Source organism: Bacillus pacificus, assembly GCF_020861345.1.
Classification (GTDB): Bacteria; Bacillota; Bacilli; order Bacillales; family Bacillaceae_G; genus Bacillus_A; species Bacillus_A pacificus.
In genome coordinates this window covers 4,668,249-4,693,094 of the sequence record NZ_CP086328.1, presented here as the reverse complement: position 1 = coordinate 4,693,094, position 24,846 = coordinate 4,668,249, and the positions used below count along the sequence as shown (strand labels likewise).

The 24,846-nt window shown below is 34.8% G+C and carries 24 protein-coding genes, 3 pseudogenes and 1 riboswitch; of the genes and pseudogenes, 17 read left to right on the top strand and 10 right to left on the bottom strand.

Features of this window, described 5'->3' with window-relative positions; translation table 11 throughout:
- The first annotated feature begins 97 nt into the window (after window positions 1–97).
- Entirely contained in the window at window positions 98–706 is a 609-nt protein-coding gene (locus LMD38_RS24185) for a class I SAM-dependent methyltransferase (protein WP_061183773.1), read from the top strand.
- 3 nt (window positions 707–709) lie between these two features.
- Window positions 710–1,457 (top strand): annotated as a pseudogene (locus LMD38_RS24180) (hypothetical protein).
- A gap of 51 nt (window positions 1,458–1,508) precedes the next feature.
- On the opposite strand, the gene ahpF reads toward LMD38_RS24180, so the two are convergent.
- Window positions 1,509–3,035 carry an alkyl hydroperoxide reductase subunit F gene (gene ahpF, locus LMD38_RS24175; protein WP_000599493.1) on the bottom strand — a complete coding sequence of 509 codons (1,527 nt, stop codon included), beginning with the start codon at window positions 3,033–3,035 and terminating at the stop codon, window positions 1,509–1,511.
- Between the two features lie 14 nt (window positions 3,036–3,049).
- Window positions 3,050–3,613, bottom strand: a complete 564-nt coding sequence (gene ahpC / locus LMD38_RS24170; RefSeq protein WP_000924422.1) for an alkyl hydroperoxide reductase subunit C — start codon at window positions 3,611–3,613, stop codon at window positions 3,050–3,052.
- 588 nt (window positions 3,614–4,201) lie between these two features.
- Here ahpC and LMD38_RS24165 point away from each other — a divergent pair.
- The 4 genes and pseudogenes from LMD38_RS24165 to LMD38_RS24150 all read left to right on the top strand — a co-directional run bounded on the left by LMD38_RS24165 (window position 4,202) and on the right by LMD38_RS24150 (window position 5,590).
- Window positions 4,202–4,354 carry a 5-methylthioribose kinase gene (locus LMD38_RS24165; RefSeq protein ID WP_073530559.1) on the top strand — a complete coding sequence of 51 codons (153 nt, stop codon included), beginning with the start codon at window positions 4,202–4,204 and terminating at the stop codon, window positions 4,352–4,354.
- Window positions 4,317–4,676, top strand: a pseudogene (locus LMD38_RS24160) (5-methylthioribose kinase); the annotation flags it as partial. The gene LMD38_RS24165 and the pseudogene LMD38_RS24160, both read left to right, overlap by 38 nt.
- 41 nt (window positions 4,677–4,717) lie before the next feature.
- Window positions 4,718–4,894 (top strand): annotated as a pseudogene (locus LMD38_RS24155) (S-methyl-5-thioribose-1-phosphate isomerase); the annotation flags it as partial.
- Window positions 4,895–4,948: 54 nt separating this feature from the next.
- Window positions 4,949–5,590, top strand: coding sequence for an L-fuculose-phosphate aldolase (locus LMD38_RS24150; protein ID WP_000926546.1), 642 nt, complete (start codon window positions 4,949–4,951; stop codon window positions 5,588–5,590).
- A gap of 63 nt (window positions 5,591–5,653) precedes the next feature.
- Here LMD38_RS24150 and LMD38_RS24145 read toward each other — a convergent pair whose 3' ends face one another.
- On the bottom strand, window positions 5,654–5,824 hold the full coding sequence (locus tag LMD38_RS24145; protein WP_000643652.1) for a hypothetical protein: 171 nt from the start codon (window positions 5,822–5,824) through the stop codon (window positions 5,654–5,656).
- A gap of 274 nt (window positions 5,825–6,098) precedes the next feature.
- Here LMD38_RS24145 and LMD38_RS24140 point away from each other — a divergent pair, with 274 nt between their 5' ends.
- Both LMD38_RS24140 and LMD38_RS24135 read left to right on the top strand, forming a co-directional pair.
- Window positions 6,099–6,701, top strand: a complete 603-nt coding sequence (locus tag LMD38_RS24140; protein WP_228920008.1) for a hypothetical protein — start codon at window positions 6,099–6,101, stop codon at window positions 6,699–6,701.
- Window positions 6,698–8,926, top strand: coding sequence for a hypothetical protein (locus tag LMD38_RS24135; RefSeq protein WP_061183774.1), 2,229 nt, complete (start codon window positions 6,698–6,700; stop codon window positions 8,924–8,926). Before LMD38_RS24140 ends, LMD38_RS24135 begins: the two co-directional genes overlap by 4 nt.
- 49 nt (window positions 8,927–8,975) lie before the next feature.
- Here LMD38_RS24135 and LMD38_RS24130 read toward each other — a convergent pair whose 3' ends face one another.
- From LMD38_RS24130 to LMD38_RS24120, 3 genes are read right to left on the bottom strand one after another with little or no spacing between them, the layout of a single operon-like run.
- Entirely contained in the window at window positions 8,976–9,983 is a 1,008-nt protein-coding gene (locus LMD38_RS24130; protein WP_000613093.1) for a FecCD family ABC transporter permease, read from the bottom strand.
- Window positions 9,980–11,020 (bottom strand): FecCD family ABC transporter permease, encoded by a 1,041-nt coding sequence (locus tag LMD38_RS24125; protein WP_011039957.1) that lies wholly within the window; start codon window positions 11,018–11,020, stop codon window positions 9,980–9,982. Before LMD38_RS24125 ends, LMD38_RS24130 begins: the two co-directional genes overlap by 4 nt.
- A 48-nt stretch (window positions 11,021–11,068) precedes the next feature.
- A complete protein-coding gene (locus LMD38_RS24120) occupies window positions 11,069–11,986 on the bottom strand; it encodes an iron-hydroxamate ABC transporter substrate-binding protein (RefSeq protein WP_000732578.1) in 918 nt (305 codons plus the stop codon).
- Between the two features lie 331 nt (window positions 11,987–12,317).
- Between LMD38_RS24120 and LMD38_RS24115 the strand changes: the two genes are divergently transcribed.
- Window positions 12,318–13,367, top strand: a complete 1,050-nt coding sequence (locus LMD38_RS24115) for an NAD(P)/FAD-dependent oxidoreductase (RefSeq protein WP_001078292.1) — start codon at window positions 12,318–12,320, stop codon at window positions 13,365–13,367.
- Between the two features lie 195 nt (window positions 13,368–13,562).
- Here LMD38_RS24115 and LMD38_RS24110 read toward each other — a convergent pair whose 3' ends face one another.
- Complete coding sequence (locus LMD38_RS24110) at window positions 13,563–13,931, bottom strand: hypothetical protein (RefSeq protein WP_000235471.1); 369 nt, start codon at window positions 13,929–13,931, stop codon at window positions 13,563–13,565.
- A gap of 181 nt (window positions 13,932–14,112) precedes the next feature.
- Between LMD38_RS24110 and LMD38_RS24105 the strand changes: the two genes are divergently transcribed.
- The 6 genes from LMD38_RS24105 (at window position 14,113) to LMD38_RS24080 (ending at window position 18,689) form a co-directional block, all read left to right on the top strand.
- Window positions 14,113–14,352 carry a helix-turn-helix domain-containing protein gene (locus tag LMD38_RS24105; RefSeq protein WP_001004507.1) on the top strand — a complete coding sequence of 80 codons (240 nt, stop codon included), beginning with the start codon at window positions 14,113–14,115 and terminating at the stop codon, window positions 14,350–14,352.
- Window positions 14,353–14,585: 233 nt separating this feature from the next.
- Window positions 14,586–15,083, top strand: a complete 498-nt coding sequence (locus tag LMD38_RS24100; protein ID WP_073530562.1) for a spore coat protein — start codon at window positions 14,586–14,588, stop codon at window positions 15,081–15,083.
- Window positions 15,084–15,103: 20 nt separating this feature from the next.
- Window positions 15,104–15,553, top strand: coding sequence for a hypothetical protein (locus LMD38_RS24095; RefSeq protein ID WP_000446703.1), 450 nt, complete (start codon window positions 15,104–15,106; stop codon window positions 15,551–15,553).
- A 158-nt stretch (window positions 15,554–15,711) separates the two neighbouring features.
- Window positions 15,712–16,380 carry an LSm family protein gene (locus LMD38_RS24090; protein WP_001004262.1) on the top strand — a complete coding sequence of 223 codons (669 nt, stop codon included), beginning with the start codon at window positions 15,712–15,714 and terminating at the stop codon, window positions 16,378–16,380.
- Window positions 16,381–16,617: 237 nt separating this feature from the next.
- Complete coding sequence (locus LMD38_RS24085) at window positions 16,618–17,883, top strand: hypothetical protein (RefSeq protein WP_000434744.1); 1,266 nt, start codon at window positions 16,618–16,620, stop codon at window positions 17,881–17,883.
- A 425-nt stretch (window positions 17,884–18,308) separates the two neighbouring features.
- Window positions 18,309–18,689 carry a hypothetical protein gene (locus LMD38_RS24080; protein WP_000424113.1) on the top strand — a complete coding sequence of 127 codons (381 nt, stop codon included), beginning with the start codon at window positions 18,309–18,311 and terminating at the stop codon, window positions 18,687–18,689.
- Between the two features lie 27 nt (window positions 18,690–18,716).
- Here LMD38_RS24080 and LMD38_RS24075 read toward each other — a convergent pair whose 3' ends face one another.
- Window positions 18,717–19,349, bottom strand: a complete 633-nt coding sequence (locus LMD38_RS24075) for a cyclase family protein (protein ID WP_000862960.1) — start codon at window positions 19,347–19,349, stop codon at window positions 18,717–18,719.
- An 86-nt stretch (window positions 19,350–19,435) separates the two neighbouring features.
- A riboswitch (SAM riboswitch) is annotated at window positions 19,436–19,548 on the bottom strand.
- A 149-nt stretch (window positions 19,549–19,697) separates the two neighbouring features.
- On the opposite strand from LMD38_RS24075, the gene LMD38_RS24070 reads away from it, so the two are divergent.
- Together LMD38_RS24070 and LMD38_RS24065 are read left to right on the top strand one after the other, a co-directional pair.
- Entirely contained in the window at window positions 19,698–20,807 is a 1,110-nt protein-coding gene (locus tag LMD38_RS24070; RefSeq protein WP_227585332.1) for a PRK06851 family protein, read from the top strand.
- A 121-nt stretch (window positions 20,808–20,928) separates the two neighbouring features.
- Window positions 20,929–21,711, top strand: a complete 783-nt coding sequence (locus LMD38_RS24065) for a nucleotidyltransferase domain-containing protein (RefSeq protein WP_001208293.1) — start codon at window positions 20,929–20,931, stop codon at window positions 21,709–21,711.
- 13 nt (window positions 21,712–21,724) lie between these two features.
- On the opposite strand, the gene LMD38_RS24060 is transcribed toward LMD38_RS24065, so the two are convergent.
- Window positions 21,725–23,026, bottom strand: a complete 1,302-nt coding sequence (locus tag LMD38_RS24060) for an MFS transporter (protein WP_001183095.1) — start codon at window positions 23,024–23,026, stop codon at window positions 21,725–21,727.
- A 143-nt stretch (window positions 23,027–23,169) separates the two neighbouring features.
- Window positions 23,170–24,696 carry an FAD-dependent oxidoreductase gene (locus tag LMD38_RS24055; RefSeq protein ID WP_073530566.1) on the bottom strand — a complete coding sequence of 509 codons (1,527 nt, stop codon included), beginning with the start codon at window positions 24,694–24,696 and terminating at the stop codon, window positions 23,170–23,172.
- Between the last annotated feature and the right edge of the window lie 150 nt (window positions 24,697–24,846).

Sequence of the window (24,846 nt, the reverse complement as noted above, 5' to 3'; positions counted from 1 at the left end):
GTCGATATAATTTCACGTACCTATTAATTCGATGAAAAATGAGCATCCAGTACATGGTGTATAATAATAAGTACCATTTCTTAATAGGAGAAGTCGAATGAACGAACAATATTATGATGCAGTTTTACATATAAAAACAGTCGGTGAGCAAAAAGGATTTAACAAGTCTATGCATTATCATCGTTATGAACCGACGCCGTATAGTGGATTAGATGAGTTATTGAATCAATATGAAATAAGAAGTAGCGACCAGATTGTAGACTTTGGATGTGGAAAAGGACGATTGAACTTTTATATGCACCATAAGTGCGGTGCTTCAGCGATTGGAATTGAAATGAATGAAGAGTTTTATAAAGAAGCGTTGGATAATCTTGATCGTTATGCACGCAAGGTAAGAAACAGTAAAGATAAAATTGGGTTTGAATGCTGTTTAGCGCAGGAATATGAGATTGATCCACGTGATAACCGATTTTATTTCTTCAACCCATTTTCTGTACAAGTATTTATGAACGTAGTAAATAACATTTTACTTTCTGTAGAAGAAACGGGGAGAGAAGTGGATATTATTTTATATTATCCTTCTGAGGACTATATTTTCTTCTTAGAAAATCAGACTGCGTTTGAGCTGAAGAGGGAAGTAAGATTGCCTGGAGCTTATGAGAAGAATGGGAATGAGAGGTTTTTAGTGTATAGATTGGAGTGTTAATGTATGGGTGCTTGGGGGAGTAGCAATATTATCAGACGATATTGCTGAAGATATTAAGTTACTATATAAGGATTTGTTAGCAAATGAATATTCAAATGAGGAAGCAAGTAGGATTGTAATTGAGGAGTACAAGAATGAATTAGATGATGAAGAAACTATTGCCTTTTGGTTAGTATTTGCTTCCATACAATGGAGGTTAGGGAGACTTCAAGAGAATGTTAAGCAGGAGGCATTGCAAATAATAGAGAGTGGTACAGATTTAGCTCGCTGGGAAGAAGAACCTAAATTACAGAAGAAACGTGAAGTAGTTTTAAATAAATTAAGAGAACAGTTAAATTCTCCGCAGCCAGAAGCGAAAAAAGTACCGAAGAGATTTATAGCTAATACTTCTTTAAAAGCAGGTGATGCTGTTAGTTATGAATTAGTATCGGGGAATTATATTATCCTTAAAGTCATTGAAATTGTTGAGGAATGGCATGGAGATCGATATCCTCTGTTCGAAATGTGTGATTGGGAAGGAAAAGAGATTCCTTCAAAAGAAGAAATAGACCAATTAGAATTGAAAATAAAGATTTATGAGGGTGGAAAACAGGAAGTTGTAAAAATTGCTATTTATCCGGCCGGAAAAAGAGACAGCACATTAAAAAGAATCAAAGTAGTGGCAGAGGATGTAAAAGTAGTATTGGATATAGGGTCGCCGTATACAATACTATGTTGGAAGGATTTTGACGACTACGTAGATACATTGTAATAAAAAGGACGCATTACCTAATTGGTAATGCGTCTTTTACTCACGTCTATATTAGTTACGGATTAAGTAATCAAATGCACCTAAAGCTGCGTTTGCACCTGAACCCATAGAGATGATGATTTGTTTGTACGGATTATTTGTACAGTCACCTGCAGCAAACACTCCTGGTACGTTTGTAGCGCCGTGCTTGTCTGTTACGATTTCACCGCGAACGCGTTCAACTGTTTCGCCTAACCAGTCTGTGTTTGGAACAAGACCGATTTGTACGAATACACCTTGTAATTCAACGTGATGAACTTCTTCAGTTTCACGATCGATGTAAGAAATACCGTTTACTTTATCAGTACCAGTAATTTCTTTCGTTTGAACGTTTTTCAGAACAGTTACGTTTGGTAAGCTGTTAAGACGTTCTTGTAATACAGCATCAGCTTTTAATTCTGGCATGAATTCAAGAACAGTTACGTGATTAACAATACCTGCTAAGTCGATAGCTGCTTCAATACCAGAGTTACCTCCGCCAATAACTGCTACGTCTTTTCCAGTGAATAATGGACCGTCACAGTGTGGGCAGTATGCTACACCTTTATTTTTGAACTCAGCTTCACCTGGTACGCCAACATTACGCCAGCGAGCACCTGTTGAAACGATTACGCTTTTACTTTTCAGAATAGCGCCGTTTTCAAGTTCCACTTCAATAAGTTCTTTTTTCTCTAAACGTTTCGCACGTTGTAGATTCATTACATCGATGTCATATTCTTTAACGTGCTCTTCAAGACTTGCTACTAGCTTAGGACCTTCAGTGCGTTTTACGCTGATGAAGTTCTCAATACCCATAGTATCCATTACTTGACCACCGAAGCGTTCAGCAACGATACCAGTGCGGATTCCTTTACGTGCTGCATAAATTGCTGCACTTGCACCAGCAGGGCCGCCACCAACAACAAGAACATCGTATGGATCTTTATCAGAAAGCTCTGATGCATCTGGACCGTTACCCATTTTAGCTAAAATTTCTTCAAGTGTCATACGACCGCTTCCGAAAGATTCGCCGTTTAGGAAAACTGTTGGTACTGCCATGATGTCTTTGCTTTCTACTTCCTCTTTGAATGCAGCGCCATCAATCATAGTATGTGTAATACCAGAATTAAGAACGCTCATTACGTTAAGAGCTTGTACAACATCAGGACAGTTATGACAACTTAGGCTGATATAAGATTCAAAATGATATTCGCCTTGAATGTTTTTAATTTGATCGATTAATTTTTGTTCAACTTTTGGAGCGCGTCCACTTACTTGTAGTAAAGCTAACACTAATGAAGTAAATTCGTGTCCTAATGGAATACCAGCGAATACGACACCAGTGTCTTCACCAGGGCGGTTTACGCTAAAGCTTGGTGTTCTCTCTAATTCAACTTTTTCTACTGTAATCTTAGATGACATAGTAGCTAATTCGTCTACTAGAGCTAACATATCTTTAGATACGTCATCGTCTCCTGCGCTTACTTTAAGTAAAATATCGTTCTCCATTAATTGAAGATATTGGGATAGTTGTGTTTTTATATCTGCATCTAGTATCATTTTGATCGAACTCCTTAGATTTTGCCTACAAGGTCAAGGCTTGGTTTAAGTGTTGCAGAACCCTCTTGCCATTTAGCTGGGCAAACTTCACCTGGGTTGTTACGTACGTATTGAGCTGCTTTAATTTTGTTAACAAGAATGCTTGCGTCACGGCCGATACCGTCAGCATTGATTTCCATAGATTGGATAACGCCGTCTGGATCGATGATGAATGTACCACGAGCAGCAAGACCTTCTTCTTCCATTAAAACGTTGAAGTTTGTAGTGATTGTGCGAGTTGGGTCACCAATCATGATGTACTCGATTTTACCGATAGTTTCTGAGCTATCATGCCATGCTTTGTGAGTGAAGTGAGTGTCTGTAGATACAGAGTATACTTCAACGCCTAACTCTTTAAGAGTTGCATATTGGTTTTGTAAGTCTTCAAGTTCAGTTGGGCAAACGAATGTGAAGTCAGCTGGGTAGAAACAAACTACACTCCATTTTCCTTTTAAACTTTCGTCAGTAACTTGGATAAATTCTCCATTATGGTAAGCATTAGCTTTAAACGGTTTTACTTCTGTGCCGATTAATAACATATTAAAATTCCTCCTAAATGTTGGTTTTGAGCATCAAAAAATAGTGTGCTCATAAAATATATTTTTTAATTAACTATAATAATTCTAATTCGATATTAATTATCATATAGAAGTGGTTATTTTGTCAAGAGAATAAACGAACTTTATATCAATTTAATTAATATTTATTCTCAATTAAGGATAACAGGGAATTGAAAGGTAACTTTAAGTTTATAAATTTTCAATGAGTGCTTGAAAGAGTAGTGTGTATGTTAGAGATATGATGTAAGTATAAATTCTTAGGAAGGAAATATTTCTTAGAAGTTGTCTTTTTGAAAAGGAACTGCGTATTTCTATTTTACAAAGAATTGTGTGATAAATAAAATAAAATGAACTAGAATCTTTTTGAACAATTTTTGTCCTCTCAAATATATAATTAGGAAGCATATTGCAATGATATAGAAACATTGACTCAAGATATTAACAAGATATAATAAAACCTAGATATACATTTCAAAAAGAAGAACATATATTATAGGATGAAAGATTTAATCCTATTATTTTTTATAGCTTTTAGAAAACGCTTACAATTAGTGTGGAGGGGAAACCATGTCTAAGTTCACGAAGTATTTTTTAATGGAAGCTAGCGATGTGATTGTATATGTGAAAGAGAAATTATGTAAGTTTGAACATGCAAAGGGGCTAAAGTGTAAAGAAATAGGTGATGGATTGGTTACAATCGACAATGGTGGAGGTAATTGATTTATTTAAGAAGAAGTTTTTAGACGCTTGGGATATTCATGTGCCAGAGATTATGGCGAAGGAAGAAGGCTTTAACGAAATCTATTTACAATCTGTATTAGAGGATACAGCTGCGGTGACGGGTCTTGAGTTAATTCGTCGTATTGTTGGGCTAGCGAAAGTAAAAGACATTACTTGTATTGAGAATGAGGAATCACGTGCTAGAGCGGAACGTATTTGTCTTCAAGTTGCAAAGAAATTTATTTTACGAGCGAATCAATATAAAACAGGTACAAGCTTTGTAGAAACGTTAAACGAACAGTCAATGCACTACGCGAAGTAAGGGGAGAAGATGATGGAAGAGCAATTAATACCAATCCAGTGGAAAGAGATGCTTCTGAAGTGATCAATCGCTTCGGGCAATATTCTGCTCCGAAAGAAAGTAAAGTATATAATCCAGCATTTGATGTCACGCCATATGAAAATGTAACAGCGATTATTACGGAAAAAGGGATTGTAAAAGCACCGTTTACAGAGAACTTAAAAAAGCTATTTCAATAAGTAGATAGAGTTAAAAAGTCAGTCATCATAAGCTTCATACTGAGGGGGATGTATATGTTATTACAAAAAGAAAGAGAAGAAATTGTAGCGTATGGAAAGAAAATGATTTCTAGCGGTTTAACAAAGGGGACAGGCGGTAATATTAGTATTTTCAATCGCGAGCAAGGTCTTGTTGCCATTAGCCCAAGTGGTTTAGATTATTATGAAACGAAGCCTGAAGATGTAGTTATATTAAACTTAGATGGCGATGTAGTAGAGGGAGAGAGAAAACCATCGAGCGAACTCGATATGCACCTTATTTATTATAGAAAGCGTGAAGATATAAATGCGCTTGTGCATACACATTCTCCTTATGCGAAGACGATTGCATCATTAGGATGGGAACTGCCCGCAGTATCGTATTTAATTGCTTTCGCAGGCCCTAATGTTCGTTGTGCACCGTATGAAACATTTGGTACGAAGCAATTAGCAGAGGCGGCTTTTGAAGGGATGATTGATCGCCGTGCTGTTTTACTTGCGAATCACGGTTTAATTGCAGGTGCAAATCATATAAAAATGGCATTTACCGTTGCAGAAGAAATTGAGTTTTGTGCACAAATTTATTATCAAACGAAAAGCGTCGGAGAGCCTAAGTTATTGCCAGAAGATGAGATGGAGAATTTGGCGAAGAAGTTTGAAGGGTATGGACAGCAGTAAAGTTAATTATTGATTAAAAATAGCCGTGAAAGAAATTATATACACGGCTATTTAGATTTTAAATTATTTAGATATATTTTTTAGCTGAGAATCTAATTTCCAGAAACCAATTCCAGAGAATAATGCTGCTAATGAACCAATAATGGCAGCAATACCGATATCTCCGAACATCATGCCTCCCATTAATATACCGAAAATGCCAATTAAGATAAGAATAATAGCGATAGCTTTCATTTAGTAATACTCCTTTTAAGTATGAATTTAATACATAAGAATATAACATTATTAAAATGTTTAATCAAAGTCTTATCAGTATTTTTTTTATCTTAAGACGATTAAGGGTGTGACTATTAGTTAGAAGATGAATCTTTAAAATCTTGATTAGAAAAGGAGAATAATTGATTTAGAGAGCATTACGATGATTATGTTTTGAATGGATATTTATTCCTGTTTTTCGTATAATAAAATCATTGAAATCCTGTTATTAAGATGAAAGGATGAATGGAGTTTGGGGAATAGTGAAATGTTAATGAATCAATTATTTCAGGGAATACAGTCTACTAATGATAGTTTGGAAGAAAAGATTATTTTACCGAATTTGACTGGCGGATATGATTTGAAAAGCAGAAGCGGAGAAGTGGTCGCGGAGTATCAGCCGTCTCCTGTTGAAGGTGGTGGCGTTATAATGGATGGTCATGGAGAAACAATTGCTCGTGTTCAAGAGAATGCGTATGATGGAACGACCTTTGATTTTGGAGGTGGACATACCGTTTCTTTTAGCCAAAATATGTATGGTGGGGAAACTTTTCATGATAATGTTGAAGGGATAATAGGGTACTCACAGCCTAATAGTTCGGGTGGCTTAACAATGAATACAGCTACAGGAGAAAAATTATATGATATGAACTCGAATCCACTAGGGGAAGGGATGACAATTGATACAAGTCCAGAATTCATATCCCCGAATATAGATATAGATGTGATTGATACTACTCATTTGGACGCTTTAGATGTAGTGAATAGTGTTGTGGATATAACGGATGCGGGTTCTATTTTGTCTACGTCTGTAGATGGATTAGATATTTTAGATTTGTTGGGGAATCTGTTTTGAGTTATATAAAAGAAAAAGAGCAAGCTGATAATCCAGTAGAGCTGTATTTAGAAACCAAAAAACAATTATATGAGCAACTTACTCATAATGTAGCAGAAGAAATTGAATCTTTTGTCGAGAGAGTAGGAGAGGCACTTTTCCAAAAAATTCATGAAAGTATTGAAAAACGGAATAAAATGCTAGAAGAAGAAGTCTTTAAGCCCTTACAAAATCCAGATAATAAAGAAATGTATTCACAATATATTACCCGTTTTTTTCAATTAACTCAGGTGGGCGAAATTAGAGATGAGCTGAAGGGGATACTAAGTTTTCCATATTTAGGGAAAGTGTATTATGAATTTCTTGAAGAAATATCAAAAAATCAACATGGACATTTATTTAAAAAATTATATTTTACAGGTAATGTTTTTGAGGGGTTAAAGAAAAGAATGAACCTTTCAATGGATACCACGATTAAAAACTTTCAAAATTACTATGAGGCATATGGTCAATATACAGAATTATTAAGAGATATACAAAGTAGGCTTCCAGGGAAAAAAATTGTGCAGCTTGTATCACAAATAATGGCATCGTTAATTATGGGGTTTGGAGGCTCCTTCTTAGTTAAAGGACTTGCAAAATTATTAGACCCAGATGCTTTAAAAATAGTAAACGCGCAAGAGAATGTACGACAAATGTGGGATAAATATAATGAACAGTTGAAGGTGGATCTGGAACAATTAAAAACCCATTATAAGTATGTTCAATTGAGTTTATATGGTGGCGCATTTGTAACTGTTAATAAGCAGCTGAAAAAGAGTGGCATAGAATTTCAAAAGTTATATTTGCAAGATAACGTTTATAAATTGCAATTAATTAAAGGTGAGCAAGGACAGGTAGTAACATGGGCAATAGAAACGATTTCTCATATACAATCTTTATTACAGAAAAAAGAAATTGACAAAGCAGTCCAAGTATCTAACCAGTTTTATCAACACGTTAGCAAGTATCCAATTATGGAACGAACAATTATAAAGAATGGGAAAAGTATTAAATATTATGCGAACTTATTAAAATTTGCAGCGCTTATGTGCAAATCGTTAGAACTATACGAAAAAGAAAAGGATACTTTTATCACCTTTACTGCAGAGTTATTTAAACAATTACCGATGGTAGTTTATGATCATGATCTTAGGAATTTAGGTTTGATGACAAGGACTGAGTTTACAATGAAATTTTTGCATCATGGTTTGAAAGAGAATCAAAAATTAAATCTGATTTTGGACTATGAAATGCGTATGGTTAAACGAAAAGATGAGCATGATTTATATCCTGGTGAAGAATTAAAAGAGTTTAGCTCTTCTCAATACCTTGCTATTTTGCTTGCTCGATTTATGAAATCGAAGCGTCAGAAAGTAAATTCTTTTTACCGAATATCACAAAATGAAGAGGTACCATTCGCTGTTATGATTAGTTTGAAAAGATTGTATAAAAAGACACAGGGCTGGGATTCTTTCTATAAATATTTACTCGCTTGTACAACTAATGAAAGACTTTCAAAGACCTTCAATAAGGTGAAAGGTGTACTACAGGTTATAAAAAAAGATAAAAGAATCTATATTCCACTTGGCATGGTTATATTGATGCTATTTGGTATAAGTGGAATGTACTTGATGAAAGAGGACAATAACAGTGCTTGGCATGGAGAGAAAATAGTATGGCGTAGTAATGGAGAGAAGAGTTCTTCTCAAGAAAATACTACTCTTGCAAAAGAATCGGATGCAGATAAGTCAATTCCATCAATATCGGTGAATGATAGCGCTGGTTCTTCTTATAATTTTAAAGTTAAAACAAAGCAAGAACTAAAACAGGTTCTAGAAACAGCTTTAATTGACGGGAATTTGGGACCATTTGGATTGAATGTGATTGGACAAGAACAATCTGCAGTGAAACAAGAATTTGGTACACCTGATGCTTTACAGGAAGCAAAGTGTACAGCTTGTGATGCAGCTAATACTGTTACTTATGGTGATTATAACCTGGATATGTTTCCTTCAAAAGTTAACAGAATTTGGTTACATATGAATATTCCTGTAAATGAGTTAAAGAGTTGGTTAGGTGAGCCGTATGGAATAGAAGAAGGGATAGATAGTGATGCCCTTGTATACCGCAAGGAGGGCTACGCTATCTATTTCAGTGTCGCTGATGGTTTTGTAAAACGCGTTGATATGTATAAAAGTGAATAAAATGCTGGAGATAAAAATACCCTCAAGATTTCATTCTTGAGGGTGTTTTTTACGCCTTCTTAAGCAACAAATACATAAAGTAAGGAGCACCAATTAAAGCGACAACAATACCTGCCGGGATACCGTTAGGCTCAACGATATTTCGTCCAATTGTGTCTGCTAATAGTAATAGCCATCCGCCGATTAAAAGGGCGATAGGCATGAAGATTTGATGCCTTGGACCTACTAAAGATTTTGCGATGTGAGGAGCCATTAGTCCAATAAAGCTAATTCCTCCTGTTACGGAAACAGCTGCAGCTGCAAGCGCAACGGCCGCCACTAATAAGTATCTGCGTTCTTTTTCAATTTCAATTCCAACGCCAATTGCGACCGGTTCGTTTAATGCTAGAATGTTTAATCGGTTTGCCTTATAGAAAACAAACGGAATGAATACGATTAACCATGGAAGCATTGCTAAAACAAAGATCCAGTCATCTCCCCAAATGTTACCGGCAATCCATTTGGCGATAAAGTCCACTTTCATACGATCTGCGGATGAAATAAGGACAATCATCATTCCAGATAGTGCGAATGCAAAACCGATACCGGTTAATGTTAATCGCACCGGCTGAAGTCCAGTTGATTTACTATATGAAAATACGTAGATTAGAACAGCTGTTAGAAATGCTCCAATAAATCCAACGACAGGTAGTAAGTAAAGAAATGAACCTACATCTATTGGAAAGTATAAGAAGAAAATAGCAACAGCAACACCGGCCCCAGAGTTGATTCCGAGAATACCAGGTTCAGCTAAATCATTTCGGGTAAGTCCTTGCAGAATAGCTCCTGATAAAGCGAGAGCCATACCAGCTAATAATGTAATGACAATTCTAGGGAGTCTTAATGAGTATAAAACGAACTCCTCTTTAAAAGTTCCTTGTCCCATTAATGTTGGGAGTAGTCGATCATAAGATAAAGATGCTGAACCGAGCCCCATTCCAATTACAATAGTTGTAATGGTTAGGATAAGTAAAGCGAGTATAATAAGACGTTGTTTTCTTAGAATAGATGGGATCATGAGAACATTTTTCCTCCTTTACGTACAATGAATAGGAAGAATGGTAATCCTACAATTGCGACAATAGCAGCAACTGGTGTTTCGTACGGAGCGTTAATGGTACGTCCGATTGTATCTGCAAGTAGCATAAAGGAAGCACCAGCAATTGCTGACATCGGTATAACAAATCGGTAATCTGGACCGACAATTGGGCGTACCATGTGAGGTACCATTAAACCGATAAATGCCATATTTCCGACAAGTGCTACAGACGCACCTGCAAGTAAGATAATAATGATAAATAGAATGGTTTTAATAACAATAATTTTTTGACCTAGTCCAATAGCTACTTCTTCACTGAAACTAAGAACTGTCAATTTTTTTGCTAGTAAGATAGCGATAAAGATACTAATTGAAATGACTGGAATAATAATTTTTAATTGTCCCCAAGTTGTTCCAATTACGCCCCCAGCAGTCCAAAGTGATACCTCTTGTGAAATTTTAAAATAAATGCCGACACCTTCTGAAATTGCAAGCAAAAATGCTGAAACGGCAGCACCAGCTAATACAATTCGAAGAGGGGAGAGTCCACCTTTTTTCATCATGCCAATGCCAAATACCATAATTGCGCCAATTGCAGCACCTATAAAGCAAGCAAATGTTAAGTAAAGATAGCTGATGGAAGGGTTGAAGGCTAGCGTTAACGCAAGTGCAGCATTTGCTCCACCAGATAATCCTAATAATCCAGGGTCTGCAAGTGGATTTCGTGTTAATCCTTGCATAATTGCTCCAGAAACAGCAAGTCCAGCCCCTACAAAAATAGCAGCAACTTCACGGGGCAAACGTATTTCGCGAATAATAGATATTTTATCCCCTTTAGCGGAGGAAGTGAGTGCTAACCATACGTCTTTTATTGAAGTATCTGCAGCACCTAATACCATTGCCACCATAAAAATAAGAAAGAATGCAATTATGCTTAAAATTAATTTGTATGTAAAAGCTATAGAACGTGTATTGTCATGTTCTTTTGTCATTCGTTTCACATCTTTTCTTTTCATAGAATAAAGGAAGAGGAATTCTTAATTTAAGAATTCCTCATGTTTGTATTATTTACCAAGAAAGCTCTTCTTGAAGAAGTCCAGTTGGAAATCTAATGTAAGTGGATCATTGAAATAGAATTCCATCATGTTTGCTTCGTATACGCGATTATTTTTTACTGCTGGGATGTTTTTATATGATTCTGTCTCTTGGAATGAGTTATCAGTATCTTTGTTTTTACTTACGATTAAGTAATCACCAGCAAACTCAGGTAATACCTCAGTAGATAATGCGTAGTAACCTTCTTTTAATGCTTTTTCTTTTACCTTTTCAGGCATTTTTAATTTCATTTCTTGGTACAGAATTTCTGTTCCACGGCCCCAGTTCTCGCCGTATACATAAAGCTGTTTGTTGAAGTTTTCTACAACAGACACTGTAGCATCTTCACCGATTTTTGCTTTAATTTCTTTACCAGCTTCTTGTGCACGTTTCTTGAAGTCATCAACCCAAGTTTTTGCTTCTTTTTCTTTGTTTAATAACTTACCAATTTCTAAATGCTGTGTTAAGTAATCAACTTTTCCGTAAGTGTATGTTACAGTAGGAGCGATTTTCTTTAACTTATCAACATTTTTAATATTTGATAAACCGATGATTAAATCTGGATTTAGTTCAGCGATTTTTTCAACATTTTCATCTGATACTTCAGCAACATCTTTAAGTTTGCTATCAAAACGTGGGTTTTGTTTAGACCATGAATCTACCCCAACAAGATTTACACCTAATGACATTACGTTACCAGCGAATGATGATAAAACAACAACGCGTTTTGGATTTGCAGGAACTTCTACTTTACCATTTTCAGATTGGTATGTAATTGTTTCTGATTTACTACCTTTTGCATCATTCTTTTTGTCTGTAGAGCCATTGCTACAAGCGCTCATAACAAGGACGAAAAGAACTGTTAGTGAAATAAATAACTTTTTCATCGTTTGTCTCCTTTAAATAGATGATATGTGTATACAATAATTTGTTTAACTGCAATCTTTTTGAAAGAGTAGTGGTAATACAAAATGTTTATTAAAAATCTTGAATGTGAGATGTCACAATATAGTATTAACCATACTAATAAAAGAAGATGTAATCTCAAATTTTCTAATTATTAACAAATTGATAATGATTATCACTATTGATTCATTAAATAATATAATTTTATCTAGTTGTATTGTCAATAGTAATTTTAATTGTAAATTTTGCGGAAACAGGTTATATTTTATTGAGAATGATAATCAATGATTAGTAGCTGAGGAGTGAGCACGAATGAATCGAGAAGAATTGTTTGATGTAACTGTGATAGGTGGAGGACCTGCAGGGCTTTATTCAGCTTTTTATAGTGGACTCAGAGAAATGAAAACGAAAATAATAGAATTTCAACCACAGCTAGGTGGAAAAATACATGTTTATCCAGAGAAGATGATTTGGGATGTAGGTGGACTATTACCAGTTACAGGTGATAAATTAATTGAGCAACTTGTACAACAAGGGTTAACATTTCAGCCGGAAGTTGTATTAAATACAAAAGTAGAATCGATTATTCGTAATAAAGATGGCACTTTTACGTTAAAAGCAAACGATGGAAAAGAACACTTTTCAAAAACAGTTATTGTGGCAACTGGAAGTGGTATATTGAAACCACAAAAGTTATCAATTGAAGGTGCTGAGCGATTTGAAGTATCGAATTTAAATTATACAGTGAAATCTTTAAAGCGTTTCAAAGATAAAACGATCATTATTTCCGGCGGAGGAAATTCTGCCGTTGATTGGGCAAATGAATTAGAACCAATCGCGAAAAAAGTATACGTAACATATAGAAAAGAAGAATTATCTGGTCATGAAGCACAAGTGAAGCAACTGCTGAACAGCTCAGCTGAGTGTTTCTTTCATACATCGATTACAAAATTAATTGCTGGTGATAGTCATGAAGCGATTGAATATGTAGAATTAACGAATCATGAGACAGGTGAAGTTTCTCATTTACTGATTGATGAAGTTATTATTAATCATGGATATGAACGTGACATTACATTATTAGAAAATAGTGAGTTAGATGTTGCGATTATAGATAATTTTTATATTGCAGGGAATGCAAATAGTGAGTCTTCAGTAGACGGATTATATGCCGCTGGGGATATTTTAAAGCATGAAGGAAAATTACACTTAATTGCGGGAGCATTCCAAGATGCTGGAAATGCTGTAAATAAAGCGAAACAATTTATTCAGCCAGATGCAAGTGAGTATGGAATGGTTTCTTCGCATAATGAAGTATTTAAGAAGAGAAATCGTGAATTGATTAAACAGATGATGAAATAGTAAAGGAACAAGTATACCCCCATTTACTTCTCTATTCAAATGACGAGAGAGATAAATGGGGGTTTTCCTGTTTACTATATTTTCAATCATTATAATGACACCGGTTTCATCAGTTCATGTGAAATGAACGTTTTATTTGTAAATCCTCCTATAAAACAATGAATCTATGTTTTGCTGACGCAGAACAGTATTACATTATGCTGTTCCTTTAGCCCGTTCGTTAGGAAATGGCATATTTAATATAGAAGCAATGTACTGTTTTCCATGCATTCGAGCTAATGATTCTAATATTTGGCGAACACGTTTTGTAAGATGACCTTGTTTTTTTATTTCCTCACAATATGCGTCATAGAAAACGTATTTAGCCCAAAGGAAATCATCTTGTTGGAATAAGAAATGATTTTTGTACCATTCTCCAATTGTATGGTAACAATTGTTTTCCTGTATTGCTGCACTTTGAGAAAGAATACGATCAGATAAAGATGCAGTTAAATGAGAAATTGTGTTTTCTGTTTCAATTTGTAATGTTTTTTCTAACATTGTAATGATGTGACGAGTAGCCATATGTTAACTCTCCTTTGTGTAAATGGGTAATACCATTCTATATTTAAAAAATTCTTACTATATACTATTATACAATATATGGAATGCATCTACCTGCTTTTTAGGTTGCATTTACAAAATCTTTTTTATTTGTTTACAAAAATAAAGTAAGATACAGTATATAGGAAAAAATAATAAAGGAATGAACGAGTTGTATATAACAGTAGAAGAAGCTGCGGAGTATTTGAATTTACCAAAGTCGTATATTGAAGAGTTAATTCAGCAAAAGAAAATTCGTGCACTATTTGATGGAGAGCAATATTTATTAAATAAAGAACAATTCAATACACATTTAGAACAAATGGAGAAATATAAGCAATTAGTGGAAGAAATATTGAACGAACCCATTCCAGAAGATATGGATGTTAAAGACGAAGATTAAACTATGGGAAATCCCTTATGAAGATATGCAGAAATGTATCTTCATAAGGGATTTTTTGTTTAAAGATATTAAAGCATAAGGAGTTGTTAGCCTTTCTTCAAATTTTGATAGGTAGTAGTCTACCATGTTAAAAGCATATTTTTTCTAGCTAGGACAAACATAGAGAACGTAACCTGTACAGATACATATACTATCAGTGCAAAAGCTTATAAATTAATGGAAGGGGTTTTCTCGTGAGTTTATTTCATTGTGATTTCTTGGAAGATTTAATTGGATCTTTTGTGAGAGTAAACAGGGGTGGTCCAGAATCTCAAAAAGGAACAATAGTCGCAGTATGTTCGGATTACTTTGTATTAAAGAATGAAAAAGGAGAGCTCTATTACTATCAGATTCGTCATCTGAAAAGCGTTACAAAAAATGTGAAAGATTGTAAAGCAGATGATTGTGGATGGTTGGAATGTGAGTGTGAAGGTGACTTTGAAAAGCTACTTCAAAGCTTCAAATATCGTTGGGTGAAAATTAATCGTGGTGGCCCAGAGAAAGTTGAAGGTATCTTACAAGATGTTTCTTGTGAGTTTGTGACATTAATTGTAAAAGAAGAAGTTATATTAGTTGCAGTACCTCATATTAAGAGTGTCACAGTAGCGTGCGAAGAGAGCGAAGAAAGTAATAATGAAAGCTGTTGTTCAGGTCGAGAGCGCGCACAAAGACCATCAAGTAGAGGAAGATAATAAGAAAGGAGGATATGAATTTGGAGAGTGTATTATGCTGTGAGCAAATTAAGTGCTTAGTTGGTGAGACTGTAAAAGTAAATCTTCGTGGCCCAGAGAGTCGAGTAGGGGTACTTGTATCGTTAGGAAGAGATTACCTTACATTACAACTCCCTCTTGGTGAATTAGTATATTACCAATTGAAACACGTGAAGAGTCTAGTTAAGAAAGTGAAAGAAAGTAAATGTGACGATTGCTATGTTTCATGTTTCTGCTCTGATGATGATACTTTTGTCGATGTATTATGTGACTTGAAGTATAAGTGGGTAAAGATTAATCGTGGCGGCCCAGAGTGTGTAGAAGGCTTATTAAGTGAAGTGCATGAGGAATGTATTACACTAGTAAACTGTGATGAGGTCATTTATATCATTAATTATCATATTAAGAGTGTGAGTCAAGTAGTTAAATGTAAAAAGAATGAAGATGAATAATGTTTAATAAATAAGAGGGGCATTATGAGGGAAAGAGAAGAACAATTTCTTATTTCGATAGTATGAAAAGGAATTACTTACTATTAAGACAGAACTTTGCCCTGATTATTTTTTTACCGAAGACAGGAAAGAAGAAATTTATAGGAAGGAGGATATAGATGAATGAGTTGAATAAAAATATTGGAGAAAATATATATATTAAATTAATCGGTGAAAAAAGATTTAAAGGTGTATTAATAGACGTAGGAAATGATATCGTTGTTCTTTACAATGGACAAGACTACGTATATATATCTTTATATCATGTACAACATTATAAAATTTTACGACCACATGATGAAGAAGTAGCAAAACCAGATGTTGATTCTGTCATTAAGAGAGAATCTCCTTCAATTTCTTTGAGGAAAGTATTAAGTACCTCTAAAGGGATTTTTACAGAAATTTATGTAGCTGGAAATGCTCCAATACATGGATATGTTACAAGTGTAATGAACGATTATATCGTTTTTTATAGCCCGGTTTATAAAACAGTGTATATATCTTTAAAGCATTTGAAATGGTTAATTCCGTATAAAGAAAATCAAGTGCCTTATGCCCTCAATAAAAATGAACTCCCCGTGAATCCATTAAATATTACGTTAGCTCGAACTTTTGAAGAACAGCTTATTAAAATGGCTGGCAAAATCATGGTGTTCGATTTAGGTGAGGAATCTAATAAAATCGGAAAGATGGCAAAAATTGATGAAGGTCATATTGAAATATTAAAGGCGCGTGATGCGAAAATGTATGTAAATATTCAACATGTAAAATCTGTCCATTGTCCGTAAGTTAATTGAAAGGGCTGGCTTTTTCTTTTATATGTAGAAGAAAAGGTCGAGCCTATTTGTTTAGATCGATTTGAATATGAGGGAAAAAATGAATTGAATATAAATATGTTAGTATGACTGTTGAAGAGGAAATTTTGTGCGAAATTATAAAGAATATGTACGAGCTATCTTTTGATGTATTCAATTTATTTTTTTGAGGGAGAACTGCTTAACTAATATATTAAAGGGGTTTTGTTGGTGGAGCAGTTTCCAAATTCGTTATCGATTACATTACTTGGCAGTGCTGGTGGAGCAGCAAAAGCAGTTTTAGCGATTTTAAATCAAGCGATAGTAAATGAAAAAGACCCGATTTATGAAGTGATAAAGAATGTTACATTTTATTTGGTTGATATAAAACAAAAAGATAGGACGTATTATGACGAGTTGTTTCCAAATTTGAAAGATCAATTGTTTTTATCCGAAATAGACCTCCAAGATGTAGTGACATTTAAAAAGCATTTAAAAGAAAGTAGTACGAGCGTTGTTATTGATGTTTCGGGGGCAGATACGATCAGAGTATTAAGCTGTTGTAATGAACTTGGAATTTGTTATATTAATTCAGCTTTGGAAAACGAGGCAGTAGATCAGGACGATAGTTTAATCGGCTTTCAGCTTACGGAAAGATATACGAGATTTGAGAAGGAAAAAGATAAATTTACAAATACAAAAGCAATTATAGGCTCAGGTATGAATCCAGGTGTCGTTCAATGGATGGTTGTTGAACTTATGAAGGAACGCCCGAATGAAAAGCCAAGAGCATGCTATATAGTAGAACATGATACGTCATTTTTGAATGATACAGCACTTATAAAGCCTCATACACTGTATGCTTCATGGGCAGTAGAGCGATTTCTAGATGAAGCGATATGGAGTTATCCGATGTATATGAGTCATCATCGTCCTCTTTACTTTTATGAAGATGTATATGCTTCAGAGTATAAAGTAAAGTTGGGAGAGAAAGAGTTTTATGGTTGTTTGATGCCGCATGAGGAAGTTTTAATTTTAGGGAAAAACTTTAACATGGAAGTAGGGTTTCTTTATCGAATTAACGAGTATACAACAAATATAATTAGACAGAATTTAGATAAGGTAGAAGATCTATGGAATTGGAATCGTAAAGTATTTAATCCAGCTGAAGAAGAGATTGCGGGCGAGGATCTAGTCGGTGTATTACTCGTTTATGAAAATAGCGAGACCTATATGTATAACGTGATGAATAGCAGTCAAGTTTTTCATAAATATAAAACGAATGCGACATACTTCCAAGTAGGATGTGGCATTTATGCTGGCTTGTGTAGTTTACTGTTCGATAACTTTAAACAAGGTGCCTATTATGTAGAGGAATTATTACTAAATACAGAAAGTAAGTACGGAGAATATTTGAATTTATATATGAATGATTTTGTAGTTGGTGGAAATGACTTTACGGATGGATTGCTACATGATCGAGTAAGGTGGATATAAATTGTGATGAAAAGGAAGGGGAAATCTCCTTCCTTTTCGCGTTATAAACGTACATATTGTCCTGAAAGTAATTTCCTTATCATTTAATGAGATAATATGTAGAGTTTTTGTATTGATCATGAGGAGTAGCAAGGAAGTATTGCGATTCAAAGTAGCGGAGAGCTAGGAATGAAAGTGGAGATTTTTTTACCGATAGCATAATGCGCTAGAAGAAAATATTTTTCAGAAAAGTGTTCTTGTTGCGTAAATATAAACATTTTATAAAATGTTTCGAGAAGGGTTTTTTTTATAAAATACTTCGTTTATAATGGAGGAAAATATCGACATGAGATTTGTTATTCATGTAACGGTTCGGTAGTGTTAGAAAAAGAAGGGGTGCACGCGCATCCTTTTTTCTATGCAGATATTATGAAAGAGGTGGTATGATGGAATTAACATTAAATTCGACTGTATGCTTGCACACGATTCAATTTCGAAAAGAGCAAAAGAATTATATTGTAAAAGATACAATTACAGGAGAAAAATATGAAATGCCGCCACTTTGGATTGATGCATTGGCAATGATGCGTGACGGTTTTTTATTAGGGGAAATTGAGGAGAAATTAAAAGAAGAGTATCCGGAAGAAGAAATAAATATGTTAGCATTTACGAGGCAACTGTTAGAGCTAGAGCTTGTCGGAATGGTCGATGGGGAAGAAATAGCTTGTACAAAGAAGAAAGAGAAAGATTATTTAGCTTGGTTACGTCCTCGCGTTGAGCAATTCTTTCTTAGTTTAAATAAAAGAAATAGAAGCAAAGGTCAATGATGATCTTTGCTTTTTTGTATAGTTTGTTTAAAAAATTACAGCGAATGCTCTTGCGAAAGCACCGTCGCTATTTTTAATTTTTAAAGGTGCTGCTGAGAAAAAGAAACGTTTCGCATTAATGGCATCTAAGTTTGTTAAGTTTTCGATTAAATAAATATTATTCCCAAGTAGTATGTGATGAATCGGTGATGTTTCTGTCGTTACCTCGTCAGGAGAAATGAAATCTAAACCGACAGATTTTACTTTTAATTGAACTAATTCTTCAGCTAATTCTTCGGAAAGATAAAAGGCTTCTTGTTCATACGCTTCTGTATTCCATTTATTAGATAGGTTGGAATGGAAAATGACAATATCACCTTCTTTTATGTCAGCATTGTGTAATACTTCTTTAGGTAGTTTTCGTTCTTGTACATGAGTTACATCAATAAGAACAGCTTCACCTACAAATTGATCTAGGGGCAATTGATCAATAGTCGTTGCGCCTGAAATGAAATGAGCAGGAGCATCACAATGTGTACCAACATGAACGACAGAATGAAAATCTGTAACTTGATATCCTGTCTCTTCAACACTTGTAATGGCTTCTAAATTGATTTTTGGTGTTCCAGGAAATTGAGACATATTGTTTTCAAATGTTTGGGATAGGTCAATTACTTTCACTTTAAATACCTCCAAGTATATATTTTGAAATATAAAAAACTCACCTTTCATAATCAAGAAAGATGAGTTTTGCACACAATAGTTACGTTTTATCTTTCAAAATGCAATGCATTTTGCAGGAATTAGCACCTATTCAGTTTGTATAAACTGAGGTTGCTGGGCTTCAAAGGGCCGGTCCCTCTGCCTCTCTTGATAAAGGTATATTCAATTTAAAGTTCGGAATTTTCGTGATAATAAAATTGTAATTCATTTCCTTTTTCTGTGCAACACAAAATAGGTATTCACCCAAATAAAGTTGCTCGCATATTGTAGCTTATGTAAATAGAATGCTGCGAAGGAGTGAGTGCAGTGACAGGGAAGGTATTGAATTATTATGCTGGTGGAAATACAGCTAGAGGATTTCATAATTTATATGAAGAGAATTTAAAAGGACTAAACAGATTATTTATTTTAAAGGGTGGACCTGGAACGGGAAAATCTTCTTTAATTAAGGTAATAGGTCGTGAATGGGTTGAAAAGGGATATGATATTGAATTTTTACACTGTTCTTCTGATAATAAATCGGTTGATGGTGTCATTATCCCGAAGTTAAAAGTAGGAATTGTTGATGGAACATCACCGCATGTTATTGAGCCAAAAATGCCAGGAGTTGTCGAGGAGTATATTAATTTAGGAATTGCTTGGGATTCAGATAAGTTAAGAAAGCAGAAAGTGGAAATTGAACGATTTGTTTCAGAAGCAAGCAAAGCTTTTCAAGCTGCTTACGCTCGTTTTAACGAGGCATTAGTTATACATGATGAGTGGGAGAAAATATATATTAGTAATATTGATTTTAATAAAGCGAACGAACTAACCGAGCAGCTCATTCAGAAATTATTTACAGATAAAGTTGGGAAACAATCGCTTGTGAAACATCGGTTTTTAGGAGCAGCTACACCGAAAGGAGCAGTTGATTTTGTTCCTAACTTAACAGAAGGATTACCACATCGTTATTTTATAAAAGGACGCCCAGGTTCTGGGAAATCAACAATGCTCAAAAAATTAGCTAAGGTAGCAGAAGAAAAAGGATTTGAAGTTGAAGTATATCATTGTGGGTTTGATCCAAATAGTCTTGATATGGTTATCGTAAGAGAATTAGGGTTTGCGATTTTCGATAGCACCGCACCACATGAATATTTTCCGAGCCGTGAAGGTGATGAAATTATAGATATGTATGCCCTTATTGTAACACCAGGGACGGATGAGAAGTATGCGGAGGAAATTCGTGACGTCTCTATTCAATATAAAGCAAAAATGAATGAGGCGATGTCTTTTTTAGCGAAAGCGAAATCAGTTCGTGATAAATTAGAACGAATTTATATTGCTGCTATGGATTTTTCAAAAGTAGATGCATACAAAGAGGAGATTCAAAAAGAGTTTGAACGAATTGCGGTTAGTGTAACTGAAAAGAACAAGTAAAAAATAACGAATTTTGACAGGCTGTCGGAAATTTTCTGACAGCTATTTTAGTATGTAGTAAACTTAGTAATATATTTGTCGAATTTCCAAGGAAATAATCAAAAAATAGAGAGGGTATGAAATGAGAGAGAAAATTAAGTTGGAGTTAGAACGAATTGAGAAAGAAAATGATGTGAAAATTTTATTCGCTGTGGAGTCAGGGAGTCGTGCATGGGGATTTCCATCAAAAGATAGTGATTATGATGTTAGATTCGTTTATATGCACCCGGTAGAATGGTATTTATCCATTCATGATAAACGAGATGTAATTGAGTATCCGATTAGTGATGATTTAGATATAAGCGGATGGGATATAAAAAAAGCGTTACAACTATTTGCAAAGTCAAACCCAGCTTTACTCGAATGGATTCGATCACCCATTTTTTATTCGAAAAACTCTAATTTTCCAGAAAAGCTTCAGCAAATGAGTGAAAAGAATTTTGATCCAAAAGCAACGATATACCATTACCTACATATGGCTTCAAAAAATTATCGTGAATTTTTGCAAGGTGAGAATGTAAAATTGAAAAAGTACTTTTATGTATTGCGTCCTATTTTGGCTTGTAAGTGGCTAGAGGAGAAAATAACTTTGCCTCCTGTAGAATTCGATCGATTAATTACAGAATTATCAATAGAGCGTAGCGTATTAGATGAAATTGAACGGTTGTTAATAAAGAAAAAGGCAGGTACTGAATTAGATGTTGGATTGAAAATTGAGGTGTTGAATCAATTTTTAGAAGAACAAATTCATTACTATCAGCAATACGTAAAAGGAATTGAAAAGGGATTAGGGATCGATATTGAGAGTTTAAATACATTGTTTCGAGATATGTTGTTTGCGGTATACGAAAAAGAGCACAAGTAAGTTTGTGCTCTTTTTATTTTGTAGGAATAAAGAAAACAGATATAGCTGCAAGAAGACCTGCAAATGAGAATAAGTAAAAATTCCATGCTAAGTCATATTGCATTGTCATAATAATACCGACAAGAATAGGACCAGTAATTGCGCCAACTCGGCCAAGTCCAAGTCCCCAGCCTAAGGAAGTAGCTCGGATATGTGATGGGAAGTATTGTGTTACATATGCATTTAATATTTGAGTAATGCCAACTGATCCAATTCCAGCAAGACCAATTAAAAGATAGATGATTGTAACAGATGGTTTAATTGTTAATAGTCCAATACATATAGCTGCCATAAGATAGGAGATGCTAATAACAATTTTAGCTCCTATACGATCGGCGATTGCTCCAGCAAATAATGCACCGATAGCGGCAGTAATATTTAGCATAAGTAGGAATGATAAACTAGATCCAAGAGGGTATCCTGCCTGTCGCATCATCTGAGGTAACCAAGTATTTAAACCGTATATTAAAAACATACCCATTATATAAGTGATCCAAAAGAGCAGCGTTGCTTTTCTGTATTCTTTTGAGAATAAAGTAAGAAATCCATTTCTCTTTCGCATATTAGATGAGGGTTGATGAGTTTCATCTTTCACATAGAATTCAATTTGAAAACGATTAAGGATTTGGTCAACTTCTTTTTGGCGATTACGTGATAATAAAAATTGAATGGATTCAGGTAAATAACGAATAATGAAAGGAATAAGGAGTAGTGGAATCATTCCGATGCCAAACATAGTTCTCCATCCGAAACCTTCTAACATAAACATCGACAAAATAGCGCCTAACACGATCCCTAAAGGATAGCCAGTAAACATAAGAGCATAAATAAAAGATTGTCGCTTTTTTGGTGAATATTCAACAGTAAGTGCTGAAGCTGTTGGAATAACACCACCTAATCCGATTCCTCCGATAAACCGAGATAAACCAAATAATTCGGGAGAAGGAGCAAGTGCAGCTAGGCCCATTGTGATAGAAAAAAGTGCTAAGCAGCATATAAGCGTCCATTTCCGTCCAATTAGATCTGTAATGGTTCCAACTAGAATAGCGCCAATAAACATACCAAATAAAGCATAGCTAGCAATTGTACCAGCATGTGCCGGCGAAAGTGCCCAGCTTTTGTCTTCTAGGAGCTTTGGCAGAACGGCACCGTAAATACCTAAATCATATCCATCAGCTAGAATAGCTAGCCAACAAATAAAAACAACAAGTTTTGTAATAGAGCTCGAAAAGATAGTTTCTGTAGACTCTAGATGAGGTGGAGCTGAAGGTTGCATAGTAATCACCCCTTTTAATTTGTAGATGAGTATATTATTTTATTTGGTGTTAATATTTTCCTTCTTGTATCGGGATTTATATGAAAAGGTTTTATAACAAATAAAGAAGTTCAACAGGATTCCTGTTGAACTTCTTTATTTGTTTACTCATTATCAACTCGTTTTAACGGTTGATCTGCCGGACCTTCAATAACATCTCCCTCAATTGAAAAGCGTGAACCGTGGCAAGGACAGTCCCAAGTACAATCACCATTATTCCATTCAACTTCGCAGCCGAGATGTGTACAAGTTGTATCGACAATATGTAATTTTCCATCTTTGTCCTTATAAGCACCTGCTCGTTTCCCGTTAACATGTACGACAGATCCTTCACCAACTTCGAGATCTTCTGGTTTACGTAATGCAGTTTCAATCTTTCCTTCAATTAAATGTTTCGCAACATCAAGATTTTGGGAGAAGAACGTTTTTATATCTGGATTTGCATGGAAGCGTGATGGTGCATACAGTTCTTTATATGGACTGTCTACTTTTAGAATGGAATCCTTCAGTAAATGAGCGGCAGCAGTTCCAGTTGTCATTCCCCATTTACGATATCCAGTTGCAACAAATATATTTGGATTGCTCTCGTTAATATGTCCAATATAAGGGAGCTTATCTAGCGTAATTAAATCTTGTGCTGACCATCTATAAGGAACTTCATCTATTCCAAACGTTGCTTCCGCAAAAGAATAAAGTGCTTCGTAATGAAGCATCGTGTTTATTCCTTGTCCTGTTTTATGACTTTCTCCGCCAATTAAAATTAATTTTTCCCCATTGCTTGTAGTGTAGCGTAAGGAGCGTTTTGGGTCATCAATACTTAAATACATGCCACCTGAATAATCTGTTTTTGTTTTAATAGCAAGAGCATAAGAGCGTTCTGCGTACATTCGCGTAAAGAAAAAGCTATTCGCATCATAAAAAGGAAAGTGTGAACAAGAGACAACATATTCACAAGTAATGCGATGTCCGCCCTTTGTAATGACTTGTGGAGAATCTCCTTTTTCTACATCCATAGCAGTCGTTTGTTCGTAAACTTTTCCGCCCATCTCCACAAACTTTTCTAAAAGTGTTTTCAAATAAAGAAGGGGATGAAACTGGGCTTGATTTTTCATGACAAGTGCAGATTGTACTGGAATTGGAATCGGTAGAGATTGAACATAGTCACAAGGTATATTTAATTTTTGATATGCTTCATATTCTTTCGATAAACTTCTTAATCCCTTATCGGTAGTTGTATATAAATATGAATCTTCATTTGAGAAATTACAGTCGATTTTATATGTTTGCACAGTTTCATTAATAAATTGTAGAGCATGATTATTTGATTCATAGTAAAGCCCGGCTTTTTCCATACCGAAATGATTGATTAATTCATCATAAATAAGATCATGTTGCGCTGTTATCTTTGCTGTTGTATGCCCAGTCGTCCCGTTTAAAATAAGACCAGAATCAAGTAATACAACATCGATGCCTTCTTTTGCAAGTAAATAGGCAGTAGTAATACCTGTAATACCAGCACCGATAACAGCAACTTTTGTCTTTATATTTTCAGATAAAGGGGGAAAAGTCGGGATTTGAGTAGATTCAATCCAATAAGATGATGGGAATTGTGGAAATGTATCGCTTGTCATTAAGGAAACCTCCTGATTTAGAACAATTTTCCTTTTAATATTTCCATATGATATGAAATTCATGTGTGCTGTTTGAGAGGGAGGCTATTTTTATTTAAAAGAAAGATGAAATTATCTTAATATAATTATCAGATGTTGTCGGTATGAAGA

Bases quoted from the DNA above. Each gene is read 5' to 3' on its own strand.
- LMD38_RS24185 (WP_061183773.1), top strand. From the start codon at position 98: ATGAACGAACAATATTATGATGCAGTTTTACATATAAAAACAGTCGGT.
- ahpF (WP_000599493.1), bottom strand. From the start codon at position 3,035: ATGATACTAGATGCAGATATAAAAACACAACTATCCCAATATCTTCAA.
- ahpC (WP_000924422.1), bottom strand. From the start codon at position 3,613: ATGTTATTAATCGGCACAGAAGTAAAACCGTTTAAAGCTAATGCTTAC.
- LMD38_RS24165 (WP_073530559.1), top strand. From the start codon at position 4,202: ATGTCTAAGTTCACGAAGTATTTTTTAATGGAAGCTAGCGATGTGATT.
- LMD38_RS24150 (WP_000926546.1), top strand. From the start codon at position 4,949: ATGTTATTACAAAAAGAAAGAGAAGAAATTGTAGCGTATGGAAAGAAA.
- LMD38_RS24145 (WP_000643652.1), bottom strand. From the start codon at position 5,824: ATGAAAGCTATCGCTATTATTCTTATCTTAATTGGCATTTTCGGTATA.
- LMD38_RS24130 (WP_000613093.1), bottom strand. From the start codon at position 9,983: ATGATCCCATCTATTCTAAGAAAACAACGTCTTATTATACTCGCTTTA.
- LMD38_RS24125 (WP_011039957.1), bottom strand. From the start codon at position 11,020: ATGAAAAGAAAAGATGTGAAACGAATGACAAAAGAACATGACAATACA.
- LMD38_RS24120 (WP_000732578.1), bottom strand. From the start codon at position 11,986: ATGAAAAAGTTATTTATTTCACTAACAGTTCTTTTCGTCCTTGTTATG.
- LMD38_RS24115 (WP_001078292.1), top strand. From the start codon at position 12,318: ATGAATCGAGAAGAATTGTTTGATGTAACTGTGATAGGTGGAGGACCT.
- LMD38_RS24110 (WP_000235471.1), bottom strand. From the start codon at position 13,931: ATGGCTACTCGTCACATCATTACAATGTTAGAAAAAACATTACAAATT.
- LMD38_RS24105 (WP_001004507.1), top strand. From the start codon at position 14,113: ATGAACGAGTTGTATATAACAGTAGAAGAAGCTGCGGAGTATTTGAAT.
- LMD38_RS24090 (WP_001004262.1), top strand. From the start codon at position 15,712: ATGAATGAGTTGAATAAAAATATTGGAGAAAATATATATATTAAATTA.
- LMD38_RS24080 (WP_000424113.1), top strand. From the start codon at position 18,309: ATGGAATTAACATTAAATTCGACTGTATGCTTGCACACGATTCAATTT.
- LMD38_RS24065 (WP_001208293.1), top strand. From the start codon at position 20,929: ATGAGAGAGAAAATTAAGTTGGAGTTAGAACGAATTGAGAAAGAAAAT.
- LMD38_RS24060 (WP_001183095.1), bottom strand. From the start codon at position 23,026: ATGCAACCTTCAGCTCCACCTCATCTAGAGTCTACAGAAACTATCTTT.
- LMD38_RS24055 (WP_073530566.1), bottom strand. From the start codon at position 24,696: ATGACAAGCGATACATTTCCACAATTCCCATCATCTTATTGGATTGAA.